Genomic DNA, 21,379 nt, shown 5'->3' with positions numbered 1-21,379 from the left:
TCAGAATTCAGCCAGTGCCTGGCTGCCGCCACCGGTCACCGGGGGGCGAGAGAGTTGGGAATGATCCTGAGTGTTGCCAAGGGTGGCTTTCAGCGTGTTCAAGTCCGCGCTGAGTTGCTGCACTTGGGTGCGCAGTTCACTGTTACTGGTCTGGGCGACTGAGAACTGTTCTTCGAGGCTTTTACCGTGTTCAGCAATGGCCTCGACGGCTTGGCCAATTGCACCGAACTCGCTGTCGTCCCTGGCTTCTTTGCGTTTGAGCAGGTCCTGAACCTTGCTGAACAATTGGGCTCCGATACCGGGTTTTTCTTCGTATTCCTCGAAAACCAGCTCGGTTTCTTCGGCCACGGTGAACAGGTTGTCTGGCGATTGTTTACGCGATTTGAGCGGGCTGGCATCTGGATGCTGTGCCGAGAAGGCCAGCATTTCCGTGCCAAGGCTGGCCGGGGTGTCAGTGACGCCAAGGCCCATCAGGTAAGCCTTGCCGGTGTCGGCAAATTTCTCGCGCACTTCGATGCTGGTGAAAATCTTCTGCTTCAGCTTGTTGACCATGCTGACTAAATCGTCTGTCGGCTCAATCTGGGCAAACAGCGCCCGTACCTTTTTGCCGTTGATTTCGACCTCTTCAGCCTTGACCGCAAGAATGTCGCCGTACGCGCGGAAAGGAGAGTCGGGCAGGGTGCCGCGAATGTGTTCCATCCACACGCGGGCGCCGTATTTGCTGCGGTCGTAACTGGTGGCCATCTGGTCGATCCAGTCGCCTTCAATGCGACGCCCGTCGGTGGTCGCGCCTTCAACGGCAACCCGGAACCATTTGCTGCGAAATTTTTTCATGCCGTAGATCCTCAATGCGTGGGGCGCGTTCCTATCGGAAAGACGCGTTGCAATGAAGGGCATGGTCGGGACGCGCGCGTGTTGCGGCAACGAGGCGCCCTTGTAGGGCCGGGGTGTACAAGGGGGGCTGCTATTGAGGAACGGGCGCGGGCGGCAGCATCGCGGCCATGACTACGACCGCTTTGTTACCGATGGATGCGCGCCGCCAATCCAAGTTTCTGTATTGGATGGGGTGGCGCATCTGTGAGATCGCCGAGGCTACGGGCGAAAAAGAGAAAACGCTACACAGCTGGAAGACCCGCGACGAGTGGGATCGGGCGGACAACGTCGAGCGTATCGGCGGCGCACTGGAAGCGCGCCTGGTGCAGTTGATCCTCAAAGAGGGCAAGACCAGCGGCGACTTTAAGGAAATTGATCTGCTGCATCGCCAGCTTGAGCGCCAAGCACGGATCGTGCGCTATCAGGGCGGAGGCACTGAAACTGACCTCAATCCGAACCTTGCCAAGCGCAACAGCGAGCCGAAGAAAAAAGCAGTCAAAAACGAGATCAGCGAAGACCAGATCGAGCTGCTGCGCGAGGCGTTTATTGATGGCTGTTTCGATTACCAGAAAGACTGGTACCGGGCGGGTAATCAACGCACCAGGGTCATTCTAAAAAGTCGACAGATCGGCGCCACGTACTACTTTGCCCGCGAGGCGTTTATCGATGCGCTGGAGACCGGGCGTAATCAGATTTTCCTGTCAGCATCCAAGAACCAAGCCTACTTGTTCCGGGGCTACATCCTGGCATTCGTACGCGAGGTGTGCGGGGTCGAGCTGACGGGTGATCCGATTGTGCTGCCTAACGGCGCCGAGCTGTTTTTTCTCGGAACCAACGCCCGAACGGCACAGGGTTATCACGGCAATTTCTACTTCGACGAGTTCTTCTGGACGTTCAAGTTTGAAGAGCTGAACAAGGTCGCTTCGGGCATGGCGATGCACAAGAAGTGGCGTAAAACCTACTTTTCCACGCCATCGAGCATGGCCCACGAGGCGTATACCTTCTGGACGGGTGAGCGTTTCAACAAGGGCAAGCCCGCCGCGCAACACACCAAAGTTGACACCTCTCACGGCAGTTTGCAGCAAGGGCGGTTCTGTGAGGATCGGGTATGGCGGCAGATTGTCACCATTTTGGAAGCGGAGCGGGGCGGCTGTGACCTGTTCGACATCGAGGAGCTGCGCCGCGAGTACAGCCCGGAAGCGTTCGCCAACCTGTTGATGTGTGATTTTGTTGACGACGGAGCCAGCATCTTTCCGCTGGCCCTGTTGCAGTCCTGCATGGTCGATAGCTGGGTCGAGTGGGCTGAAGACTACAAGCCGTTTGCTTCACGCCCGTTCGGCGACCGACAGGTGTGGATCGGTTACGACCCGGCTGAAACCGGCGACTGTTCCGGTTTGGTGGTGTGCGCGCCACCGCTGGTACCCGGTAGCAAGTTCCGTGTACTGGAGCGCCACCAGTTCCGGGGCATGGACTTCGCAGCACAGGCGGCGTTTATCAAAAGCGTCTGCGACCGCTATTGGGTGACCTACATCGGCATCGATGTCACCGGCTTGGGCAGCGGCGTGGCGCAATTGGTGCGCCAGTTCTTCCCAAATGTCACTACCTTCAGCTACTCGCCCGAAGTCAAAACCCGCTTGGTGCTCAAAGCCTATGACGTGATCCACAACGGCCGGCTGGAGTTCGACGCCGGCTGGACGGACATGGCTCAGTCGCTGATGGCCATCCGCAAAACCGTCACCGCAGGCGGTCGCCAATACACCTACACCGCAGGGCGCAACGACACCACTGGCCACGCCGATCTGGCCTGGGCGCTCTTTCACGCATTGCACAACGAACCGCTGGAGGGGCAAACCGCCTCGAATACCGGGCGGATGGAGATTTTTTAATGAACGATCAATCGGTCGCCGCACCTCACGTGGCAGACGGCAAAGTGAATCAGTCGATTCAGGCCTTCAGTTTTGGCGATCCGACCCCGGTGCTGGGCGGTCGTGCGGTGTTTGATTATCTGGAATGCTGGTTTAACGGGCGGTGGTACGAACCGCCGTTGTCGCTCGACGGGCTGTCGCGCTCGGTGGGTTCCAGCGTACATCTGCATTCGGGCCTGACCTTCAAGCGCAACCTGCTGAGCAAAACCTTTATCCCGCACCGGCTGCTGTCGCGGGCCGCGTTTGAACAGTTCGCGTTGGATTTTCTCAGTCTCGGCAACGGCTACATCGAAGCGCGCCGCTCGATGCTGGGTTCGACCTTTCAACTGAAACCGGCGTTGGCCAAGTACATGCGGGCAGGGCAGGACGGGCGTTATTTTCTGGTGCAGGGTTGGAAGGAAGAACACGAATTCGACGCGGGTAGCATCTTCCACCTGCGCGAAGCCGATCTGCACCAGGAGGTGTACGGACTGCCGGAATGGATCAGCGCTTTACAGTCCGCGTTGCTCAACGAATCGGCGACGTTGTTTCGCCGCAAGTATTACGAAAACGGCAGCCATGCCGGGTTCATCCTCTACATGACCGATCCCGCGCAGAACGAATCCGACGTCGATGCTCTGCGCAAAGCGCTGAAGGATTCCAAAGGGCCGGGTAACTTTCGCAACCTTTTCGTGTACTCGCCAAACGGTAAAAAAGACGGCATTCAACTGATCCCAGTCAGTGAAGTCGCGGCCAAAGACGAATTCAGCTCAATCAAAAACCAGACCCGTGATGACGTTCTGGCAAGCCTGCGTATACCGCCGCAGCTGATGGGCATTGTTCCGCAAAACGCTGGCGGATTTGGTTCGATTAGAGAGGCGGCGCAGATCTACGTGGCGAACGAGCTGGAGCCGATTCAATCGCGCATGACGCAGTTGAATGACTGGCTGGGGGAGGAGGTCGTGAGGTTTAAACCGTATGAAATCGCCGGGGGCGAATAAAGCCCCTGTGCAGTAAACGAGGCGACGATCCGGTGCGCTAACACCGGGCTCGACGCTGAAACACTCGATCTAGCCGAGTGCTCCAACCAAGGCCTCGCCCCACTGCGCAGGGGGTGCGAAGCCTAAGCGAATCCACTTATTGAAACAAGGATCACTTATGAGCACCCCAATAATCCCGTGGATGGGCGGTAAGCGCCGCTTGGCAGACCGCCTGATTCCACTGTTCCCACCGCACGAATGTTATGTCGAAGTCTTTGCCGGGGGAGCCGCGCTGTACTTCATGCGGCCTCAGGCTGCGCCTGTTGAAGTCCTCAATGATATCAACGGCGATCTGGTGACGCTGTACCGCGTGGTGCAGAACCACCTGGAAGAGTTTGTGCGCCAATTCAAATGGGCGCTCAGCTCACGGCAGATATTCGAATGGCAGAAAATGACCCGGCCTGAAACCCTGACGGATATTCAGCGGGCTGCCCGGTTTTTCTATCTGCAGCACCATGCCTTTGCCGGCAAGGTTACTGGGCAGTCATTTGGCACGGCGACCACGGGGCCAGCTATCAACCTGCTGCGGATTGAGGAAAACCTTTCCGCAGCCTGGCAGCGGCTGTCTGGTACATATGTGGAGAACTTGCCCTGGCTTGAGTGTGCAGAGCGGTATGACCGGGTGCACACGTTTCACTACATGGACCCGCCTTACTGGCAGACGGCGGGGTATGGGATGGACTTTGCGTTTGATAATTACGAGCGGATGGCCGATTTCATGCGCCGCTGCAAAGGGAAGGTGATGGTCAGTATTAATGATCACCCGGATATCAGGCGGGTGTTTGAAGGGTTTCACTTTGAGACGGTGGATATTCGCTATAGCACCGCGAATCAACGGCAGGGGAAGGCTGAGGTCAGTGGAGAGTTAGTGATTATGAACTGGACGCCAGAGGCGCTGGGGATGTTGTTTTGATGTGATTACACGACGGGTATAACTCTATATCCGTTTCACAAAGCCGCCGCTAAGGCGGCTTTTTTCTGGCTGTAAGCATTTAACTAAAAACGCACCGGACAAGACGTTGAAAGCGCCCATGTGACCTGTTCAGGGTAATGGTTTATTGGTGGCAGCAATCGTTTGCTGTCTCTTGTGCGGGCTGTGAGACGACGTGCAGGAAGGCGACTCCAAGACTATTGGTTGTGAAGTGCTCCAGGGGCTTTGATGTGCTTCACGCCCTGGCGCGCGCCGTCGTCCCCCCACCTCGCCTGCGGACTTAATAGGTCTTTTTTTCCGCAGTTCTGCACCTTACTGACAGCTGGCTGGGCTGTGGGTTGGCCAGAGAATTATGGGGGACGAAAACCCTGCAGATACCTGCAAAGGCAGGGTTTTTGAGGCAATAGAGTGAATTCACATCAGCGTGGCACTTCTTTGTGCTCGAATTGGTCCACGATGACGAATGCCCTTTCTAACTGTTCGGTATAGACCTACCGATTTCTCTGGGTAGCCACAGCAGCTATCGGCCAGAAGCGGGCACTGAGAAACACTAACTTTTACCTTGATTGGACCAGTAGTCTCGTTAAACGCCAAAAACATTAAATCATCGAGCCATTGAAATCTTCGCGCCACCAAGCTAGCGCCTCTAATTGTCATTAACCAAATTCAGAGCGAACTCCCACGACAGAAAATGGATATGGCCTTTTTGCTAATGCATCAACGTCTCGTTCTTCAACCAAACTAGTGCCGGCTTTAATTTTTGATACTAAAAAATTACGCCATTCCTCAGGTAGTCCGAGCCACCAAGATGGCCGCATATAGGTGTTTTCAAGTTGTTCAAACGCGAGTTGAATAACTGCAGCAGATTTTTCCAGATCAGGCAACTCTTTAAAGGACTCAATAAACGCCGCTATTGGTCCACTTTTACTACCCAGCCAACCAAACGCGGCCACTGTTACTCCATTCAATATGGTGAGATTGAATGCAATCTGTTCGAATTCTGCTGATCCTCTCCCGAGCTTTTGCAATTGATTTCCAGAAAAGTCAACTTCAGGGTAAAACGCTCCACAGGCTACTACTGGAAGAACCTCCAAAAACTCAACTGCGTAGACTGAAAATTCTGAGCGATCATTACTACGATAAGCACTGTCATAACGTTTTTTGATCGACTCTAAATCAATCAAGCCTCTCTTTATTCCTACAGCGTTGTAATGGAGGTGTTGCTGAACTATCGCTTGTTTTAGAAAAGAGGCGCCATAATCCATCTGTTGTTGAATAGGCACCGCCCGCACTGCTGCGCGCTTCGTGTACAGTTCATATGCAATAGCACGAAACGTCAAAAGGAACACGCTTTCGGCTGATAATTTCGATCCACCTATTTCCACAGGACGAAAGAGCGTAGTGTCATGGAAGTTACAAAATCCGTTAAATGTTGATGCTCCACGAACGCCATCCAGTATGGGGTCAATACGGCCTTCATTGTCAAAAATTGCCTGAACGCCAGCCTTCACAGACATCACGTGACCTGCTTCCGTTATACCAGCTAAGCCGCCGCTACGTTGAATTGTGTGTGCTCGAATAATTTTCTGGCTGCAAGTTTGAGCCCCGGCGTCTGGGTGAGAGCAATACCCTTGAGAGTATTGATCTCGCAATTCAGAAAGTAACCGACCTATTTTGACGGGCGGGCGCTTTTCACGATCCTTATGACACCACTTCCACTTTATATTTGAACCACACCAGCAAGGGTCATATGGGTGCATGGATTCAACTGGGTATATGTGGTCTGGCTCTAAAAATGGTGCTGATAACGAGGGATGAGGGGGCATCATAATGCTTGTCCAATTCAATTAGCTGAAGGGCTGTGCGTAGCTATCTTAAGCTGAAAATTCAGGAACTCACTCGTCTTAACCTATTTATGGATTATTGTACAGCATCGACCGTAGCCAAGTGCCTGCTCCGGTCCTCTAAGAATTTCCCTATCTTCCGGGAGAGGCTGCAACCGGCCAGAAGCTGCCTATCAGATCTGGCAGAACCTACCAGAAATTAAACTCAGGTATGCCTTCGATTGTCGCACCCTATAGGTCTAATTATCGAAACAAGCTTTATCAAACCTGAGATCAGGCAGCAACTAAATGCACAAGAGATTTAGTATCGAAAAAACAATGGATGAATACTAAATTCTTTTTTATAGTCGCTAACATCTAGCTCTTGCTTTTCGAAGCTTGAGTAGATGATTAATGTCTCAGATTTTTTAATGCCGACAACACCTACAACGAACCAAACGTTTATAAGTGCGCTTATGTCGTTTATAATATCGTTTGTCACGGGATCAATATTGCTTGCAAGATGGCTGATAACATTAGTTTGTATTTTGTCAGCTTTTTCGTTCAGCGTTTCACATGTAAAGGACGGCGCGGCTACTTCAGCGAGCGCATCAATATATTTAGTGATGTTCGGATAAATACTTGCCCACTCTTTGCACAATGCCTGTTTTCTTGAGACATAGAATTTTTCCTCTGCCTCCAACACCAGATCTTCATTTAGGACTGTAGATCCATCTGCTTCAGAAAGGCATAAGTTTACAAAGTCGATGGCGTCACGCGGCCTAAGCATGGTACGTCTAAGGATGAAATCTTGCGATCGTTCATTTTTTATAAGAAAATCAAAAATGTCAGAAAATTTTGTCGTAGCATTTGACTGGTATTTATCCTTTATAAGGAAGTCTATTCTTTTGTCAAGAATCTCCTGTATCTCCAACTTATCCCAGTGAATGTCTAGGATAAGAGACTTGTCCTTCTCTTCTTGTCTCAAATTTTTTAGATAAATGCCTCTTATAATGTCAGTGCGGACCGATATTATTATTTTCACAGTCTTAATATCTAGAAGCTCTTTAAAAGCGTCCAGTAAAGCATTAATAAAGTCGTAACGTATTTCGCTAGAACTTAACCAAGATTTATCTAGGTCATCAATACTGATGAGGAAGCGGTGCTGACCTTCTCTTGATTTTTCTTGCGTCAGAACCTTGATAAGTTCCTTTTGCTTTCGTAGTAATTCTGTACTTACATATTGCGCAGTAGCGCGTTGTATTTTTTCAGTAAGCTCTGCACTACCTTTGCCGTCTAATTTGACGGGGGGCATATTTATACCGCCCGCCAGTTCAGTCTGCATCTTTTCTGTTATTTCACTAACTATACTTTCGTTAAAGAAATTGTCTTTAAATTTTTCAACATATTCTTTGGCTAGCGATGCGTTGTATTTTTTTTTGCTGCTTACCGGTAGGTCTAAAATCATTTCAAAGAATGTTTTACCCGGGTACAGTAGCTCTACCACCCTTACAAGGAGAACATGAATCCACAGTGACTTATAAAAAATCCTCAAATCAATGTTGTTGTCAATTAATTTTGATATAAATACGTTATTTTTAATGTGCTCGAATACGGTTGATTCTGCTTCAATGACCATATGCTTTTTGATTTTCGGATTCTCTGACAATTGCTTTATCAAAGCCGTTTTGCCAGATCCTGTTCTTCCTACTACAATGCGCTTTGCAAAGTCTATCCCATCATCAAAGCTCAATAAGTTGGAATAAATATCTGTTTCGAGAAAACAGTTTTTTAGAAATGTATCAGTTTCCGCATCTAAGTTGCCAATCTTACTGTTTCGCCGAAAAATGAACGTAGCCATCGTCACTCCTTTTTTGTTATTTCATTCAAAATCGCTAAGCTGACCTCAGCTCCGGATCGTTCCCTGTTACGTACGTCACTGTTACATATGACTCAAACTACTTTAAGGCGAAATCTGCCAGATAGACGCTGTAGGAGCAACAGCGAATATACTGGAACAACAAGGTGAAGTGGAAATCCTTTATACAAAAATGTGGGCTAGCCATCAATGCATGATGGCTTTTCCTGGTGTTTATAAAAACGCTACCGCCTCATATTCCAGCCTAAGGATGGGGTGATGGCAGCAGGAGCCCATGGATGATGCACGAGAGGCGATTCACGGCATTGCATAAAATGAGCGCAAAACCGAAAAGTCCGGCATAAGGCAGGGCACTGGATCGACGCGGGCGAACCCTGTACATAGCGCTGATGTCTTTGGTGAAGATTAGATGTTCGATGACGAGCATTGAGGGGCCGCTTCTGGCCGATAGTAGCCGTTCACGAACAATTCCATCAGCTCGGATTTTCAGGAGCACTGACGGAAAAAGGTAATTCAATAGCACAACAGGTCTAGAGGTTGCTAGAAGCCCCGTATTTGCTGGCTTTGGCGTATTACACGGATAAGTTATTTTGAGTGATGTGCAAGGTAATTTAATCGCAAGTGATTGATTTATAAGGGTCTGATGCTTATAGATGATTACTTAATGAAAGAGTAATTATATTACTTGCAGGTTACTCAGATATTACCTGCTCCGTTTCGGCTGTAGGCCTTTGAATCCGGGCGTTCCAGACGTTTTACCCAAGAACTTACCGCTCTTACCTTTTTCCGATGGCTTTCCCCAAAAAACGCACATGCCCTATCAGGCGGCAGATTCACAGGTTGGCGCACAAACTCATGGGAACGCTTTGGCGCACACCGCTCCTCTACAGTCTCTATAGACCGGTGGCCTTGTTGAAAAGTGGAGGCTGTCGGTTTCGAATCTCCCGTTCAACCTCCCGATAGCATCAGGGTGCATGGTATGGGATAGATGCATTGGGTAGATGTATTGGATCGATATTGTTTGCTGCACTGGATGTGCTGTGAGCGACGAGAAGGCTCAATACTGGAGCTTTAGGGAGAGGTAAGCGAAAGTTTGCTGGTACGAAAATGGTACAGAGAAAAAATAAGTAGGGCGTAAGCCCTTGTTTTAAAGGGGGCGGCGGCTCAGTTCGTATCATCCATCATGGGTGCAACAGAAAACCTCCTAGATACCGAATCTATGGGGCGGGCTAGGTTTTCTGCGGGTTTGGTGTGCATTCTGGTAACTCTCTTTCACTACTGTTGAGCGCTGTTTTTGCTTGTTTTTGAATGCTCGTTGCTACAATGTAGCAAATCCGAATATTCGTGTAGCAAAATTATGGGCACTATCACCGTTCGCAAGCGCAGGGATGGATCGACGGGTTACACCGCACAGGTCCGCATCATGCAAAAGGGTGTGACAGTTTATCAGGAAAGCCAGACGTTCGACCGCAAGGCGACCGCGCAGGCTTGGATCAAACGCGTCGAAACTGAGATGTCAGTTCCTGGAGCAATCGAGAAGGCCAATCGATCAGGCGTAACCGTCAAGGAAATGATCGAGCGCTACCTTCTTGAGTACGAAAAGCTGAGACCGCTAGGGAAGACCAAGCGAGCCACGCTCAAAGCTATCGGTGAGACCTGGCTGGGCAAGCTTGAAGATCGAGAGATCACCAGCCAGAAGCTGGTGGAGTACGCCGATGGGCGAATGACAAACGACGGCATACAGGCGCAGACCGTGGGCAATGACCTGGCTCACTTCGGTGCCGTGCTTTCTGTGGCGCGACCGGCTTGGGGCTATGACATCGACCCTATGGCCATGCCCGATGCGCGCAAGGTTTTGCGCAAGATGGGCGCGGTTACACGCAGCAAGGAAAGGAACCGTCGCCCAACACTTGAAGAGCTGGACAAGCTCTTTGGGTATTTCAGCGAAATGCGTGATAGGCGCAAGCAAGAAATCGACATGGTGCGCGTGACGGCGTTTGCCTTGTTCTCTACCCGCCGGCAGGAAGAGATCACGCGCATTAAATGGGATGCTTTGGACGAAGCTCGTCAGATGGTCCTGGTCACCGACATGAAGAACCCGGGTCAGAAATACGGCAATGACGTTTGGTGTCATGTGCCTGATGAAGCGTGGCGAATCATGCAGTCGATGCCTAAAGTTGCTGACGACATTTTCCCTTACAACGCCCGCTCTATTTCTGCGTCCTTCACGCGCGCCTGTCAGTTTCTTGAAATCGAAGACCTGCACTTTCACGACCTGCGCCACGATGGCGTCAGCCGTCTATTTGAAATGGGGTGGGATATTCCGAAAGTGGCCTCTGTGTCTGGCCATCGGGACTGGAATTCGATGCGCAGATATACGCACTTGAAAGGGGATGGCGACCCTTATAAAAACTGGTCTTGGCTGGAGACGATAGTAACGGGCCCCATCATTGAGGCCCGGAAGCGAATCAAGAGGCGCGGCGAAGACTAGAGTTGCGCATTAACTTGTCATGTTCACTGCGAGCGCGTGCGTGTTGATGGTCGAGATAGGCAGCCAGGTCGACGAGGTGAACGCCTCGTGCTGACTTTTGGCTGCGCTCCATCGGTACCAGTGGCAAGTCGATAAGGCCGGCAGCGACTTTCATTTTCATCTTTTCGGGAGTCAGATGGCTGAAGTAATCAGTACACACCCGCTCAAGAGGGATGATTGCCTGACCGCCATACTGCGCAAGCAGCAGAAATTGAGTGTTCATAGTTCCACCGCCTGAACGTCGGCTGCTGATAGAAATGTAATTGCTCTTGTTTGGCGCTTATACCCCACCACAAGCTGCGCGGGCGGGCGGTTCTGAGCGTTTAGCGTTGCATCAAGCTGGGCTGCCCCGCGCAGCTTTGCGTGGGGTATAAGCACTCCCGCAGTGGCACGAATAGCGTTATTAATGCCTGCTGCTGCGCAGCAGAGACTGTTTTTTACAGACGCGGCGATCCCACGGACGTTGCAGAGCAAAGCGGGCAGTGCTGGGCGGTGTGTCAGTTGTTGAGTCACGCTGCTTTCCTCCGGGTGCTGGCATCCGGTTGATGTTTCTGGCCATCGGCTAAGCCGCAACGGTAGCCAATCAAATAGAGCAGGCCCGCGCTGAATATCAGGACAATCAACGCGCAGATCTGAGTCGTGGTCATGTGGTGTGCTCCTGGTGCATCGCTGGTGGTGGCAGCGGGGTTAGTCGTCTTTGTTCTGGGTATCGCCTTGCGGCCTCGTAAGCTCTTCATCAGCCTTGTATGCACGGATATCGATCAGTGCGGCAACGTGACGGATATGAGCGAACTTGGTGGCCTTACGGCTGCTGTCGAGCGTGGTAATGGGGAGTTGAATACGGCCGCTGATTATCTCCGCGATGAATGACTGTTCGTTGAGGTAGCGAAAATACTGCGCGCGCAGCTTGTCGAGGGGGATCAGCACGTCACCGAAGTTGCGATACAGCAGCTCAACGGTGGCCGCCTCCGGTGCTGGCATGAGCCGCAGCGGATTTTGGTTGGTATTACTCATGGGCGGACCTGCTCGTTTTAGGTAGGTGGCGGGCTGGGTGTGTCCAGGCATTCAGGCAGTGGCGCTTGGTCAGTTCGCGCAAATGCTCCGGCACTTCTAGGAGCGCAGCGTTGCGCTCCTCGCGTGTCGGCATGGCCACGATCTGCCGAGCGTATTCCCTAGGCCACGTCACGGTGGTCAGCCGGGATAGGTGGAAGGGCAAGCCCCAACTGCTTGGCCAGCCAAACCATGCCGGGCTGACGCACCCGGGTTGATTGGCTGTACTGCATGCCGAGTTCAGCGTGGAACCAGTTGCTGTCCTTGACCCGCAGATACTCACGATCCCGAACCGGGAAGGCTGGCAGGTTGCGGTTGTTGAGCATGCCTTTTTCGCGCATCAACTTGATCAGTTTTGGCCGCGTAGTGCCCAGGCACGCGGCGGCTTTGGCGAGAGTGCGATCCATGCCACCTCCTAAGCTGCGTGCGCGGCAGGAGCTACCAACGCGGCCAAGTGGTTGAGGGATTGCAGGAGCCGGTCGACGCTGTGCTGCTCGTTGCCATACACCGTGAAGCACTGGGTGCGGGGGCATGTGTTGCCGGCGACGATAATAGCCGTGATGCCTGTGCGGCTCTGCGTGCGATGCACGGCGACTCTGACATTCTCATCGAAGCCTACATCGAGCAACAATGAGCCGCCGTTGCGCACCAACTTGTGCAGTTGCTGTTGCTGGTGAGAATCCAGTAGCTGGCCGCGGTCGACAGATTCGGCAGTCACGCGTGGTGTTGCTGGCTCGGCCGTGTCCATGCGGCCATTGGCGATGGACTCAATAAAGTCAGCGAGCACCAAGTGCGGGTCTTTGCTTGGGGTGTGCACCGTCAGGCTGTGCTTTTCGGCGCCGGTGATGATCGTAAAGTGAGTGCTGGATGGCCCGCGTTCAACTTGTAGATCAAAGGTCAACGGCTGGTTGGTATTTTGAAGCGGGCAAACGTGCTTAAACGCGCCGTTCAAATTGACCTGTGCAGCCAGCAGGCGAAGGGTTTTTTCAGCCAAAGAAAACCGGTTCATGCTGCATGCCCTCCGTTGTTCGGATCGAACGGGGTAGGGCGGTTGCTGTACGGAACCAGCCGGGGTTTGTGGTTATGGAGGATGACCAAGCAGCCGGTGGTGGCTTGCAGCTGCTCGATCAGTCGACGGTTACTGGCGCACGTTGGGTGTACGTGCAGGGTTGCTGTGGTGTGCATGGTGTTGCCTCGCTCTGTGGTGGGAGAGTGAGGTGATTGTTAACCCTAAAGGTTATGTAGTCAATCCTTTGGGTTACACAGCCATGTCTTTTCTTCCAAAGCAAAACCGGTATGCCCCCTGGCAGAACTCATCAGATTCGGTTAGAGCTTTTAAAAGTGCGGATCTCCAGTGATTCATTCCGAAGTCTTGGCGCGATTGCTCATAGCATTGCTGAAGGTAACTGCGCAACGCATTTTCACCATGTACAGCCATTAGCTCTATGCTTGTTCTCAAAGATCCGATGTGAATATTTACTTGACTGACATATCTATCATTCAGATTAAGCGCTGAAAATTGATATTTAAGTCTTTGGAATTCATCATCATTTAGGTTTGGTGTCTTTTGAATGGAGTAGGTTACAACGAGCCCGCTAATATTTGCTGTGGCAGATGCAACTAAAAAAACTTCTTGTGGTACTTGCCCAAAATACACATGAGAGAATTGTGTGTCCGGCGTATCTCCGGCTTTGGCCCTTTTAAGATTATTACAGGCACTGCAGCTTGGAATTAGGTTTCTAGCATAAATTGCATGGGCTTTATACGTTGACCGTGGTAGATGGTGGTCTAAATCAGTAATAGCTCCGAAGCCGCAATATGGGCAGCACTCTGCATTCAGCTTGATTTTATCTCTATAGTCCTCTAGTCGCCCTCTGATCTGCACTTGTGAGCCATAGGCGTCGTGTATGGCTTGTCTTAGATCTAAAACAATATCCTCGCCTTTTAGGTTGTCATGGGGGTTTCCAGAGTTATTGTCGTACTCTTGATACAGCTCGCGAATGCGTTGTCTTTGGTTGTCGCTTATAGGGTATACAGGGTTACCGTTTACGAGAGTTAGAGCGGTTAACAGTTCGCGGTCTGTAATTTCTATATTAGGAGTGTTTAGTCTCCACATTTATAGCAACCCCTTGCTCGCCAGTTGACTCATAACATAAGCTCTGGCTTGCATGCTTAAACCGTTAGGTTGGAAGAAATACTCTATAGTTTGGACGCTTTTGTATTCGTCTATCAGTCGATCCAGTATCGTATGGAAATCTGTCACTGTTGAGTCAAGGCCAAAAACATCTCCAGTGAGAGTTCCAATGTTTTCACCAAAAGTTTCCTTTGGGGGTTGTGCTATCGTTGTTTTACTGCCTTCTCGCCTAATTATGAAGGTATGAGTTTTTAAAGACTCTTGCAGTACAACTGGAGAGTGTGTTGCCACAATGGCAAAAGCTTTTTTTATGTTTAGTAGTATCCTGACAGCATGCATTAATGCTGCAAGTAACGGTGGGTGAAGATGAGTCTCTGGCTCATCTATTAAAATTAGTGACGACTGAGTGGTGTGGGCAGCTAAATTTGTCAGGATCTGCATGACTATTTTGTGACCAGTGCTCCAGTCAATAAATAGATTGATGGGATCGTTTTCAAGTAGTTTTTGTGTTGTGAGAATATGTTTGAAACTTGAGAAGGAAGCGTCGCTAGAAATGCAATTTAATGCTCTGTCTAAAATGTGCGAAGCTCTATTCCTTTTGACAATAGTTAGGGTGTCATAGAATTCTTTAGCAAGGCGGTCTACAGGCTTTAATAGGGTTGTCTTGACCTTGTCGGAGATCAAAGGGGATAAAGTGTTATTTGACTCGCTTTCGATTGTGATTTTAAGTTCGGTAGCTATATCTCTGAGTCCGCAAAAAATAAATCGTCCTCCGCCTTCTTCAAGATCTTTTATTATTTGTAGTCTTTCATCGGGTTCTCCTTCTTGCTCAGGCTTAATGCCGGGAAGCCGAAAGCTATCAAATGCACTATAAGAAACAGTAATGATTCTAGGGAATCCAATTCCTTCAGGAGTAATTTTGCCTGCAGTTATAAAGTTAAGACTATTTCTATCTTTGGTTGTGGCGTAGGCAATACGCGCAAGGCGTGCGAGTAGAGTGCTTTTTCCGCAGCCGTTTCTTCCTATAAGAGAGATGATTCTGTTCGGTATAGGGTGAGATATACCGCTCACTCTATTTACAAAATCAGGCAGCGAATAGTCAAAATTTATACTTTGATCCCAGCCTGCAACATGAAATGTAAACTTTAAGTTAGAGTCTAAAAGCCCTTCAAATGTTTTGTTCAGTAATGAAGTGGCAGTTAGCAGGAAGCTTTCGTTTTCTGAGAAATCTCTGAATAAAGAGGTTTTCCAGCCTGGCTCGGTCCGAAATTCATTTCCGAAGCTTGGGTTGTGTACAAAGTCGTTCAGCGATTCTAAAACTTTAATTCGCAAGTCTTCGGTTAGCGCTGATAGACGCTGATAATAATCGAGAGATTGGCCTACAGAAATAAAATTACCGTCAAGAGCGTTAAAGTCTTCTGTGATTTGGAGGGTGTCTAGTTCTGTTTGACCACGCTTAAGTATCTTTACAGTGCCGATTAAATTGTGGCCTCTTTTACTTGCTGGGCCCAAGTAAACAAGACTGTATTGTGTCTCAAAGCTGTAGTCATTCCAGTTGTTTTGGATTAATGCGAATGAATCTTCGCTATCGTAGTTGGGAGCTGTTCTCGGAGGTAGTACTTGAAAGTCCATTTTTAAAAATCCTAGCGCTTATTTTATAGGTCTGAAATCTTCCACCGAGCCCTTCCACAAACGCTCCACTCTTCATTCATCCGAATAATGCGCTCTGGCCAATCAGGGTTGAGCGCGTACAGATACATCTCGCTGCCTTCCTGCCTCAATTGTTTCAACGTAGTGGCTTCATCGCTCGCGCGTTTGGCGGCAACAAAATGCCCCGCAAATGCCTCAAGTGACGGGTCTATAACGACCTTGTCACCTTCCATGAACTTCGGCTCCATGCTGATGCCTTCTACACGCAGAATGAACGCACGCGGCCCAACAGGCCCGGGTGCCTCGATCCATTCCTCAGCATCGCGAGGATCGAAACTTTCTTCTGATGAGCACCACGAGCCAGCAGCAATTGATCCGATCACAGGTAGTTTCCTGCCGGTGTAGCCAATAACGGAGCCGTTGTCGAAGTTCGCATAGCCATGTGGCACATCAAGCGATCCGTTAGGCAGGCTTAAGGCTCGTTCGATTTCGCGCGCAATTTGATCACCAATCCCTTTGGTTGGGTTCTTCCCGCCGAAAGCGCTCACTTGCGCAGGCGCTTTGCCTAGCAGCTCGGCAATGTCGATCAGGCGTAGTTTTTTCTCGGCCAGGATGTGGCGGAAATTGTGCAGTCGGGTATCTGAAATTCTCATGCCGTGATTGTGCCCAGATTAACCTAGGGGGTGAATGTCCTTATAGGTGTTGCAAAAGTTAACCTTTGTGGTTAAATAGCACCTCCCGGAGGTACACCACATGAAATTGCGTGACTACATCGACAGCCTGGATTCAGAAGCTCTGCTGGCTTACGCCGGCCGTTGCAACATCGCGGTGAATTACCTGCGCTTGCATGTGAAGTACGCGAGTAAAGATCCAAGCGTTTCGCTGATCAGGTCGCTGACCCGAGAAAGCGAAGGCTGTGTATCGCTTGCTGAGGTTCTTGAGCACTTTGGTGTGACGGAAAGCAAAGCGGCATAGAAAGAAAAAAGGCGACCCATAAGGCCGCCCAGTTCCTCCCAGCACACACCACCACAGTGTCGCCGGGTCGCGGTAAAGGTAGGCGGGCACACCACATGCTAAACCACCTCTCTTTAACCGCGCTTTCCAAAGCTCGGAAGCTTTGGGTTGCTGCCTTCTCCACCACAGAGGTGGCAGCTGTTGCGCCAGAGGTGAGCGACGGATCGTTCGCCTCGGCACGGTGCCGGTTTTGATCTTGAGAATCTAGACCGGCTTTTTGGGCCTCTTCAAGCCACGCGGCAAATGTACCACCACTGCACGCCGCGCGGCACTGGCAACATTCAAGGATTAATGCCATGAGCCGTATTGCTCTGAGTTGCACCCAGCGAGCGCGACGCGAAATTCTGCCGCTCGATTTGGCGCTTTATCATGCTGCCCGCGATTACCCGGGCGGCGCTGCTGCCATTGCCGCCACCACCGGCCGCAACCCCACCACGCTGCAGCACAAACTCTCGCCAACCCATCCCAGCCACACGGTGAATGTTCAGGAGTTCGCCGAGATTCTGGAGCTGACCAAAGACCGCCGCATCCTGGATGCGGTGCACGCGTTAGTGGGCGACACGATTTGGCAGGAGCTGGCCGAGGCTTATACCGACGATATGCCCGAGACGCTGACCACCGGCCTTGCCGTGTATTTCCGTCAGGTCGCCGATCTGGCAGATACCTGGGCCAAGAGCATTGGCGATGGCGTAGTGACTGACCGCGAGCTGGCCGAGATTCGCCTGCAGGTGTTTCGCGGTATTCAGGGGTTGCTGGGAATGTTCAACCGCGCTTGCTACGTCAACTCGACCACGCGAGGTGCCGACCGTGGCTGATATCGCTGATTTTGCCAACGACCTGGTGCAGGAGCGTATCGATCAAGCACTGGCAGCGCGTAAGGCGTTGCCGGTGTTTGAGTCTTTCGAGTTTTGCGTGGATTGCGATTCGACTATCCCTTTGGCCCGTCGCTTGGCCGTCACCAGTTGCACCCGCTGTGCAGCCTGCCAACAACTGAATGAACAAGTAGGTACTCGTTATGCTCGATGACGTTCTCGGTCAATTCGCTGACCACGGCCTTGAGCCTGCGCAACCGCTGACTTACGGCAAGCTGACCCGATGCAAGACCACGCAGGATAAGGGCAAGGAGAAAAACGGCTGGTACGTGATCCATGAGCACCGCACCGAGAAAAACGAAATACTGATTTTCGGCAGCTTCGGTGATTGGCGGTCGGGCGACAGCAATAAGATCAAGGTCAAGGCCGGGCGCATGAGTCAGGAAGAGCGCGACGTCATGCGTGCTCGTCAGGAAGAGGCCAAGCGTCGGGCTGCAGAGGTTGCCGCCAATGCGGCGCGTCGGGCTGCTAATCGTGCCTCGGGCTTGTTTAAGCGCATGCCCGAAAAGGGTCGTAGCGCCTATCTGGAACGGAAGCAGATCGTCGGTATCCGTGTGCGTTATGCCCCGCGCACCGGCGCATTGCTGATCCCCATGACCACCGCGCGCGACCAGATCGTTGGGCTGCAAGTGATCTACCCGGAAAAGCAAGAAGACACCGGCCGCGACAAATCCTATTGGCCGCATGGCATGTCCAAAGAAGGCGCCTATCACCTAATCGGCCCGCACCCTGAACCGGGCGAGCCGGTGTTGGTGTGTGAAGGTTATGCCACCGGCGCGAGCCTGAATATGGCCACCTCGTTAACGGTGGCCATTGCTTTTGATGCAGGCAACCTCAGCGCCGTGGCCAAGGCCATGCGCGAGCGTTTCCCCGGCAGAGCGTTGATTGTCTGCCGCGATGATGACTGGAAAACCAAACGCCCAAATGGCGAGCCTTGGAACCCCGGTGAAGAGAAGGGCAGTAACGCAGCGTTGATCGTCGGTGGCCAAGTGGTCGGGCCGATCTTTTCAGGCGAGCGCGAGATCAAGTGGACTGACTTCAACGACCTGCACTGCTCCGAAGGGCTGGACGCAGTGCGCCGTCAAGTGTTGGCGGTGGTCAAACCGCCGGCAGCGGGTGGCTGGAAAGACCAACTGGCCCGCACTGAAAACGGCTCATTGATCGCGCACATGCAAAACGTCGAGCTGATCCTGGGTAACGATGAGCGCTGGTCGGGTGTAATCGCTTTCAGCGCGTTCAGCTCCAAGATCGTCAAGTTGCGCACGCCGCCGTATGGCGGTGGCACCGGCGACTGGGGCGATATTGATGACATTCGCGTGATGAAGTGGCTGGCCCAGCAATACAACCTGCGGGTTAAAGCTTCCAGCGTGATCGAGGCCGTCAGTGTGGTGGCTCACGACCATGCGTTTCACCCGGTGCGCAACTACCTCAACCAACTGGAATGGGACCGCGTGCCGCGCCTCGATACGTGGCTGAACAAAGTCATGGGTGTAGCCCAAAGCGGCTACAGCGCCAAGGTCGGCAAGCGCTGGATGATCTCGGCGGTTGCACGGGTGATGCGTCCGGGCTGCAAGGCTGACTCGGTGATGATCCTTGAAGGCGGGCAGGGCGAAGGCAAGTCGACGGCCATGAGTATCCTCGGCGGTGACTGGTTTATGGACACGCCGTTTGCCTTGGGCGACAAGGACGGTTTTCAGGCGATCCGGGGCAAGTGGATCATCGAGCTGGGCGAGCTGGACAGCTTCAACAAGGCCGAAAGCACCAAGGCCAAACAGTTCTTCTCTGCATCCACCGACACCTACCGCGAGAGCTACGGCCGCAGAACAAATGACGTGCCACGCCAGTGTGTGTTCGTGGGTACGACCAACCAAGACGAATACCTCAAGGACGCCACGGGCAACCGGCGTTATTGGCCGGTGGCCTGCACCAAGGTCGATCTGGATCTGCTGCGCGACATGCGCGACCAACTCTGGGCTGAAGCTATGTTTTGCTACAAGGCTGACGAGATCTGGTGGGTCAATCGCGACGAAACCGCCATGTTCTCCGAAGCCCAGGACGAGCGCTTTGTGGTGGATGAGTGGGAAGGCCCGATTCTGAACTGGCTGGAAGAGTCTCAGATTGGCGAGACCACCAGTGGCAGCGAAGTGTTGGCCAGCGCCCTGAAGCTCGACTTCGGCCATTGGGGCAAGCCTGAGCAAATGCGCGTCGGCGCGATCATGCACCGGCTTGGATGGCGGCGCGTGCGACTGGCAGCGTTGGCCAAGAGCGGACAACGGCCTTGGGCGTACAAGAAGCCGGACAACTGGGGCGGTCACTCAGCCTTGCAGGTGCAAAAGATCGAGGAGCCTTGCTTTGATTAAGCGCATCGACACCTTGCTCAAGCTCTGGGCGGAAGACCTGCACAGCGAATCACCCGAAGGTACGGGCAGCGGCAACATGATTGCCATGCTGATGGAAACCAAGGGCGAGCTGATACGCGGTACGCGTGGCAGTCGGGTGCTGCTCGATGAGTCGGCTGACATCGAGCTGATCGTCAACAAACACCTGCCGCCGCAGTTGTCGGTGTTGGTCCATGAGCACTACTGCAACCACGACAGCTTCTTGTCGCAGAAGATGATGCATTGCGGATGCAGTGCGCCGACCTATTACCGTCGCCTTCACGAGGCACACCAGTGCATCGCTAACCTGTTGCTCGGGAAGGTGGCTGCGTGATCGTTTCCTTGCTCCGTGCCTGTCTTGCCTTGTTGGCCCGCCTTGTCCCGCTGCTTTCTATGGCAGTGGGTCAGGCGCAGGCCACGTCTTTGCTGGTCTGTCCCACCGTCCCGCTTGAAAGTGCCTCCCGCCCATGTGAGCGCAGCGGGCATCTATACGCGCGCTTCACGCGCACGCGTGTTTTTATAAATCTCCCTTTATACGAGGAAAAGGTAAAAGAAGTAGGACAGTGGGGCACAGCCTTTGATTTAGGCGCTCTCCCTTGTCCCACCTCGAATGTGAACAGTGGGGCAGGGCAGACAGCCCCCAAAAGCGTAAGCCGGGGTGATGTATTCGCCGACATTCACCCGGTGTTTCCCCGCCTGACCCACTTATTCGCCGATGGCATTAAAAGCGGCTTGCTGCCATGAGAATCCACCTGTAAAAAGTAGCCATCTTCGATAGGTGCGACCGCAGAGAGCGGCAGGCACCCACCACTAAACCCGGCCATTGCGCCGGGTTTTTGCGTTTATGGGGCAGGCGATGACAACAGAGCAACAAGCGTTAGCTGATATGCCGATCTGGTTACTGATCGTCCTCTCCATGATCGGCGGGGTGTCCGGCGAGATGTGGCGGGCGGACAAGGACGGGGCGCGAGGCTGGTCACTGGTGCGGCGGTTGGTATTGCGCTCCGGTGCCTGTGTGGTTTGCGGCTTGTCAACGATGATGCTGCTGCACGTCAACGGCGTTTCGCTCTGGGCGTCCTCGGCGCTGGGCTGCCTTACGGCAATGGCCGGGGCGGATGTCGCCATCGGCCTTTATGAACGCTGGGTCGCCAAACGGCTGGGTGTTTGTGAAATTCCGCCCCGTTCTGACTCCTCAGAATAATTCCCGTCTCTCCAAACATGCCGGGGACCCTGTGGAATTTCGGGGGGTACGGGGCAGGAAACCCGCGGGAAATCGTTAGCCGCTGGGCTGGCAGCTTATT

22 protein-coding genes are annotated in these 21,379 nt (G+C 52.4%); 10 read left to right on the top strand and 12 right to left on the bottom strand.

Annotation, left to right across the window (positions count from 1 at the left end):
- The gene (locus tag CJF39_RS08340) at positions 1 to 834 is read right to left on the bottom strand and encodes a GPO family capsid scaffolding protein (protein WP_094992992.1); all 834 of its coding nucleotides are present in this window, start codon (positions 832 to 834) and stop codon (positions 1 to 3) included.
- A gap of 167 nt (positions 835 to 1,001) precedes the next feature.
- Here CJF39_RS08340 and CJF39_RS08335 point away from each other — a divergent pair, with 167 nt between their 5' ends.
- The 3 genes from CJF39_RS08335 to CJF39_RS08325 all read left to right on the top strand — a co-directional run bounded on the left by CJF39_RS08335 (position 1,002) and on the right by CJF39_RS08325 (position 4,730).
- On the top strand, positions 1,002 to 2,759 hold the full coding sequence (locus tag CJF39_RS08335) for a terminase ATPase subunit family protein (protein WP_094992991.1): 1,758 nt from the start codon (positions 1,002 to 1,004) through the stop codon (positions 2,757 to 2,759).
- Positions 2,759 to 3,778, top strand: coding sequence for a phage portal protein (locus CJF39_RS08330; protein WP_094992990.1), 1,020 nt, complete (start codon positions 2,759 to 2,761; stop codon positions 3,776 to 3,778). The genes CJF39_RS08335 and CJF39_RS08330 overlap by 1 nt, the downstream gene beginning before the upstream one ends.
- A 157-nt stretch (positions 3,779 to 3,935) precedes the next feature.
- Positions 3,936 to 4,730, top strand: a complete 795-nt coding sequence (locus tag CJF39_RS08325) for a DNA adenine methylase (RefSeq protein ID WP_094992989.1) — start codon at positions 3,936 to 3,938, stop codon at positions 4,728 to 4,730.
- Positions 4,731 to 5,404: 674 nt separating this feature from the next.
- Here CJF39_RS08325 and CJF39_RS08320 read toward each other — a convergent pair.
- Entirely contained in the window at positions 5,405 to 6,265 is an 861-nt protein-coding gene (locus CJF39_RS08320; RefSeq protein WP_094992988.1) for a hypothetical protein, read from the bottom strand.
- Positions 6,266 to 6,893: 628 nt separating this feature from the next.
- The gene (locus CJF39_RS08315; protein ID WP_094992987.1) at positions 6,894 to 8,432 is read right to left on the bottom strand and encodes a P-loop ATPase, Sll1717 family; all 1,539 of its coding nucleotides are present in this window, start codon (positions 8,430 to 8,432) and stop codon (positions 6,894 to 6,896) included.
- Between the two features lie 1,375 nt (positions 8,433 to 9,807).
- Between CJF39_RS08315 and CJF39_RS08310 the strand changes: the two genes are divergently transcribed.
- On the top strand, positions 9,808 to 10,941 hold the full coding sequence (locus tag CJF39_RS08310) for a tyrosine-type recombinase/integrase (RefSeq protein ID WP_094992986.1): 1,134 nt from the start codon (positions 9,808 to 9,810) through the stop codon (positions 10,939 to 10,941).
- On the opposite strand, the gene CJF39_RS08305 is transcribed toward CJF39_RS08310, so the two are convergent.
- The 9 genes from CJF39_RS08305 to CJF39_RS08270 form a co-directional block, all read right to left on the bottom strand.
- Positions 10,919 to 11,203 (bottom strand): pyocin activator PrtN family protein, encoded by a 285-nt coding sequence (locus CJF39_RS08305; RefSeq protein WP_094992985.1) that lies wholly within the window; start codon positions 11,201 to 11,203, stop codon positions 10,919 to 10,921. The genes CJF39_RS08310 and CJF39_RS08305 overlap by 23 nt on opposite strands.
- A gap of 286 nt (positions 11,204 to 11,489) precedes the next feature.
- On the bottom strand, positions 11,490 to 11,627 hold the full coding sequence (locus CJF39_RS23010; protein ID WP_170942657.1) for a hypothetical protein: 138 nt from the start codon (positions 11,625 to 11,627) through the stop codon (positions 11,490 to 11,492).
- Positions 11,628 to 11,667: 40 nt separating this feature from the next.
- Positions 11,668 to 11,994, bottom strand: a complete 327-nt coding sequence (locus CJF39_RS08295; protein WP_094992984.1) for a pyocin activator PrtN family protein — start codon at positions 11,992 to 11,994, stop codon at positions 11,668 to 11,670.
- Between the two features lie 158 nt (positions 11,995 to 12,152).
- A complete protein-coding gene (locus CJF39_RS08290) occupies positions 12,153 to 12,437 on the bottom strand; it encodes a phage antirepressor KilAC domain-containing protein (RefSeq protein WP_094992983.1) in 285 nt (94 codons plus the stop codon).
- A gap of 8 nt (positions 12,438 to 12,445) precedes the next feature.
- Positions 12,446 to 13,039, bottom strand: coding sequence for a hypothetical protein (locus CJF39_RS08285; RefSeq protein ID WP_094992982.1), 594 nt, complete (start codon positions 13,037 to 13,039; stop codon positions 12,446 to 12,448).
- A complete protein-coding gene (locus tag CJF39_RS08280) occupies positions 13,036 to 13,215 on the bottom strand; it encodes a hypothetical protein (RefSeq protein ID WP_094992981.1) in 180 nt (59 codons plus the stop codon). Before CJF39_RS08280 ends, CJF39_RS08285 begins: the two co-directional genes overlap by 4 nt.
- Before the next feature lie 73 nt (positions 13,216 to 13,288).
- Entirely contained in the window at positions 13,289 to 14,146 is an 858-nt protein-coding gene (locus CJF39_RS22800) for an HNH endonuclease signature motif containing protein (protein ID WP_141232173.1), read from the bottom strand.
- Entirely contained in the window at positions 14,147 to 15,796 is a 1,650-nt protein-coding gene (locus tag CJF39_RS08275) for an AAA family ATPase (RefSeq protein WP_094992980.1), read from the bottom strand.
- Positions 15,797 to 15,819: 23 nt separating this feature from the next.
- Entirely contained in the window at positions 15,820 to 16,467 is a 648-nt protein-coding gene (locus CJF39_RS08270) for a LexA family protein (RefSeq protein WP_094992979.1), read from the bottom strand.
- Positions 16,468 to 16,567: 100 nt separating this feature from the next.
- Between CJF39_RS08270 and CJF39_RS08265 the strand changes: the two genes are divergently transcribed.
- From CJF39_RS08265 to CJF39_RS08240, 6 genes are all read left to right on the top strand, one after another.
- Positions 16,568 to 16,789 carry a hypothetical protein gene (locus CJF39_RS08265; RefSeq protein ID WP_094992978.1) on the top strand — a complete coding sequence of 74 codons (222 nt, stop codon included), beginning with the start codon at positions 16,568 to 16,570 and terminating at the stop codon, positions 16,787 to 16,789.
- Between the two features lie 335 nt (positions 16,790 to 17,124).
- Positions 17,125 to 17,643: a phage regulatory CII family protein gene (locus CJF39_RS08260; RefSeq protein ID WP_170942656.1), complete on the top strand. Its 519-nt coding sequence runs from the start codon at positions 17,125 to 17,127 to the stop codon at positions 17,641 to 17,643.
- Positions 17,636 to 17,854 (top strand): TraR/DksA family transcriptional regulator, encoded by a 219-nt coding sequence (locus tag CJF39_RS08255; RefSeq protein ID WP_094992976.1) that lies wholly within the window; start codon positions 17,636 to 17,638, stop codon positions 17,852 to 17,854. Before CJF39_RS08260 ends, CJF39_RS08255 begins: the two co-directional genes overlap by 8 nt.
- Positions 17,844 to 20,060: a VapE domain-containing protein gene (locus tag CJF39_RS08250; RefSeq protein ID WP_094992975.1), complete on the top strand. Its 2,217-nt coding sequence runs from the start codon at positions 17,844 to 17,846 to the stop codon at positions 20,058 to 20,060. The genes CJF39_RS08255 and CJF39_RS08250 overlap by 11 nt, the downstream gene beginning before the upstream one ends.
- Complete coding sequence (locus tag CJF39_RS08245; RefSeq protein ID WP_094992974.1) at positions 20,053 to 20,412, top strand: hypothetical protein; 360 nt, start codon at positions 20,053 to 20,055, stop codon at positions 20,410 to 20,412. The genes CJF39_RS08250 and CJF39_RS08245 overlap by 8 nt, the downstream gene beginning before the upstream one ends.
- A gap of 522 nt (positions 20,413 to 20,934) precedes the next feature.
- Complete coding sequence (locus tag CJF39_RS08240) at positions 20,935 to 21,279, top strand: phage holin family protein (protein ID WP_094992973.1); 345 nt, start codon at positions 20,935 to 20,937, stop codon at positions 21,277 to 21,279.
- Positions 21,280 to 21,379 lie beyond the last annotated feature (100 nt).

The sequence above is a fragment of the Pseudomonas lundensis genome (assembly GCF_002269125.1).
GTDB lineage: Bacteria > Pseudomonadota > Gammaproteobacteria > Pseudomonadales > Pseudomonadaceae > Aquipseudomonas > Aquipseudomonas lundensis_A.
The sequence above is the reverse complement of the archived record's forward strand: the minus strand, read 5'-3'. Positions and strand labels throughout refer to the sequence as shown.

Bases quoted from the DNA above. Each gene is read 5' to 3' on its own strand.
- CJF39_RS08340 (WP_094992992.1), bottom strand. From the start codon at position 834: ATGAAAAAATTTCGCAGCAAATGGTTCCGGGTTGCCGTTGAAGGCGCG.
- CJF39_RS08335 (WP_094992991.1), top strand. From the start codon at position 1,002: ATGACTACGACCGCTTTGTTACCGATGGATGCGCGCCGCCAATCCAAG.
- CJF39_RS08330 (WP_094992990.1), top strand. From the start codon at position 2,759: ATGAACGATCAATCGGTCGCCGCACCTCACGTGGCAGACGGCAAAGTG.
- CJF39_RS08325 (WP_094992989.1), top strand. From the start codon at position 3,936: ATGAGCACCCCAATAATCCCGTGGATGGGCGGTAAGCGCCGCTTGGCA.
- CJF39_RS08320 (WP_094992988.1), bottom strand. From the start codon at position 6,265: ATGTCTGTGAAGGCTGGCGTTCAGGCAATTTTTGACAATGAAGGCCGT.
- CJF39_RS08315 (WP_094992987.1), bottom strand. From the start codon at position 8,432: ATGGCTACGTTCATTTTTCGGCGAAACAGTAAGATTGGCAACTTAGAT.
- CJF39_RS08310 (WP_094992986.1), top strand. From the start codon at position 9,808: ATGGGCACTATCACCGTTCGCAAGCGCAGGGATGGATCGACGGGTTAC.
- CJF39_RS08305 (WP_094992985.1), bottom strand. From the start codon at position 11,203: ATGAACACTCAATTTCTGCTGCTTGCGCAGTATGGCGGTCAGGCAATC.
- CJF39_RS23010 (WP_170942657.1), bottom strand. From the start codon at position 11,627: ATGACCACGACTCAGATCTGCGCGTTGATTGTCCTGATATTCAGCGCG.
- CJF39_RS08295 (WP_094992984.1), bottom strand. From the start codon at position 11,994: ATGAGTAATACCAACCAAAATCCGCTGCGGCTCATGCCAGCACCGGAG.
- CJF39_RS08290 (WP_094992983.1), bottom strand. From the start codon at position 12,437: ATGGATCGCACTCTCGCCAAAGCCGCCGCGTGCCTGGGCACTACGCGG.
- CJF39_RS08285 (WP_094992982.1), bottom strand. From the start codon at position 13,039: ATGAACCGGTTTTCTTTGGCTGAAAAAACCCTTCGCCTGCTGGCTGCA.
- CJF39_RS08280 (WP_094992981.1), bottom strand. From the start codon at position 13,215: ATGCACACCACAGCAACCCTGCACGTACACCCAACGTGCGCCAGTAAC.
- CJF39_RS22800 (WP_141232173.1), bottom strand. From the start codon at position 14,146: ATGTGGAGACTAAACACTCCTAATATAGAAATTACAGACCGCGAACTG.
- CJF39_RS08275 (WP_094992980.1), bottom strand. From the start codon at position 15,796: ATGGACTTTCAAGTACTACCTCCGAGAACAGCTCCCAACTACGATAGC.
- CJF39_RS08270 (WP_094992979.1), bottom strand. From the start codon at position 16,467: ATGAGAATTTCAGATACCCGACTGCACAATTTCCGCCACATCCTGGCC.
- CJF39_RS08265 (WP_094992978.1), top strand. From the start codon at position 16,568: ATGAAATTGCGTGACTACATCGACAGCCTGGATTCAGAAGCTCTGCTG.
- CJF39_RS08260 (WP_170942656.1), top strand. From the start codon at position 17,125: ATGAGCCGTATTGCTCTGAGTTGCACCCAGCGAGCGCGACGCGAAATT.
- CJF39_RS08250 (WP_094992975.1), top strand. From the start codon at position 17,844: ATGCTCGATGACGTTCTCGGTCAATTCGCTGACCACGGCCTTGAGCCT.
- CJF39_RS08240 (WP_094992973.1), top strand. From the start codon at position 20,935: ATGACAACAGAGCAACAAGCGTTAGCTGATATGCCGATCTGGTTACTG.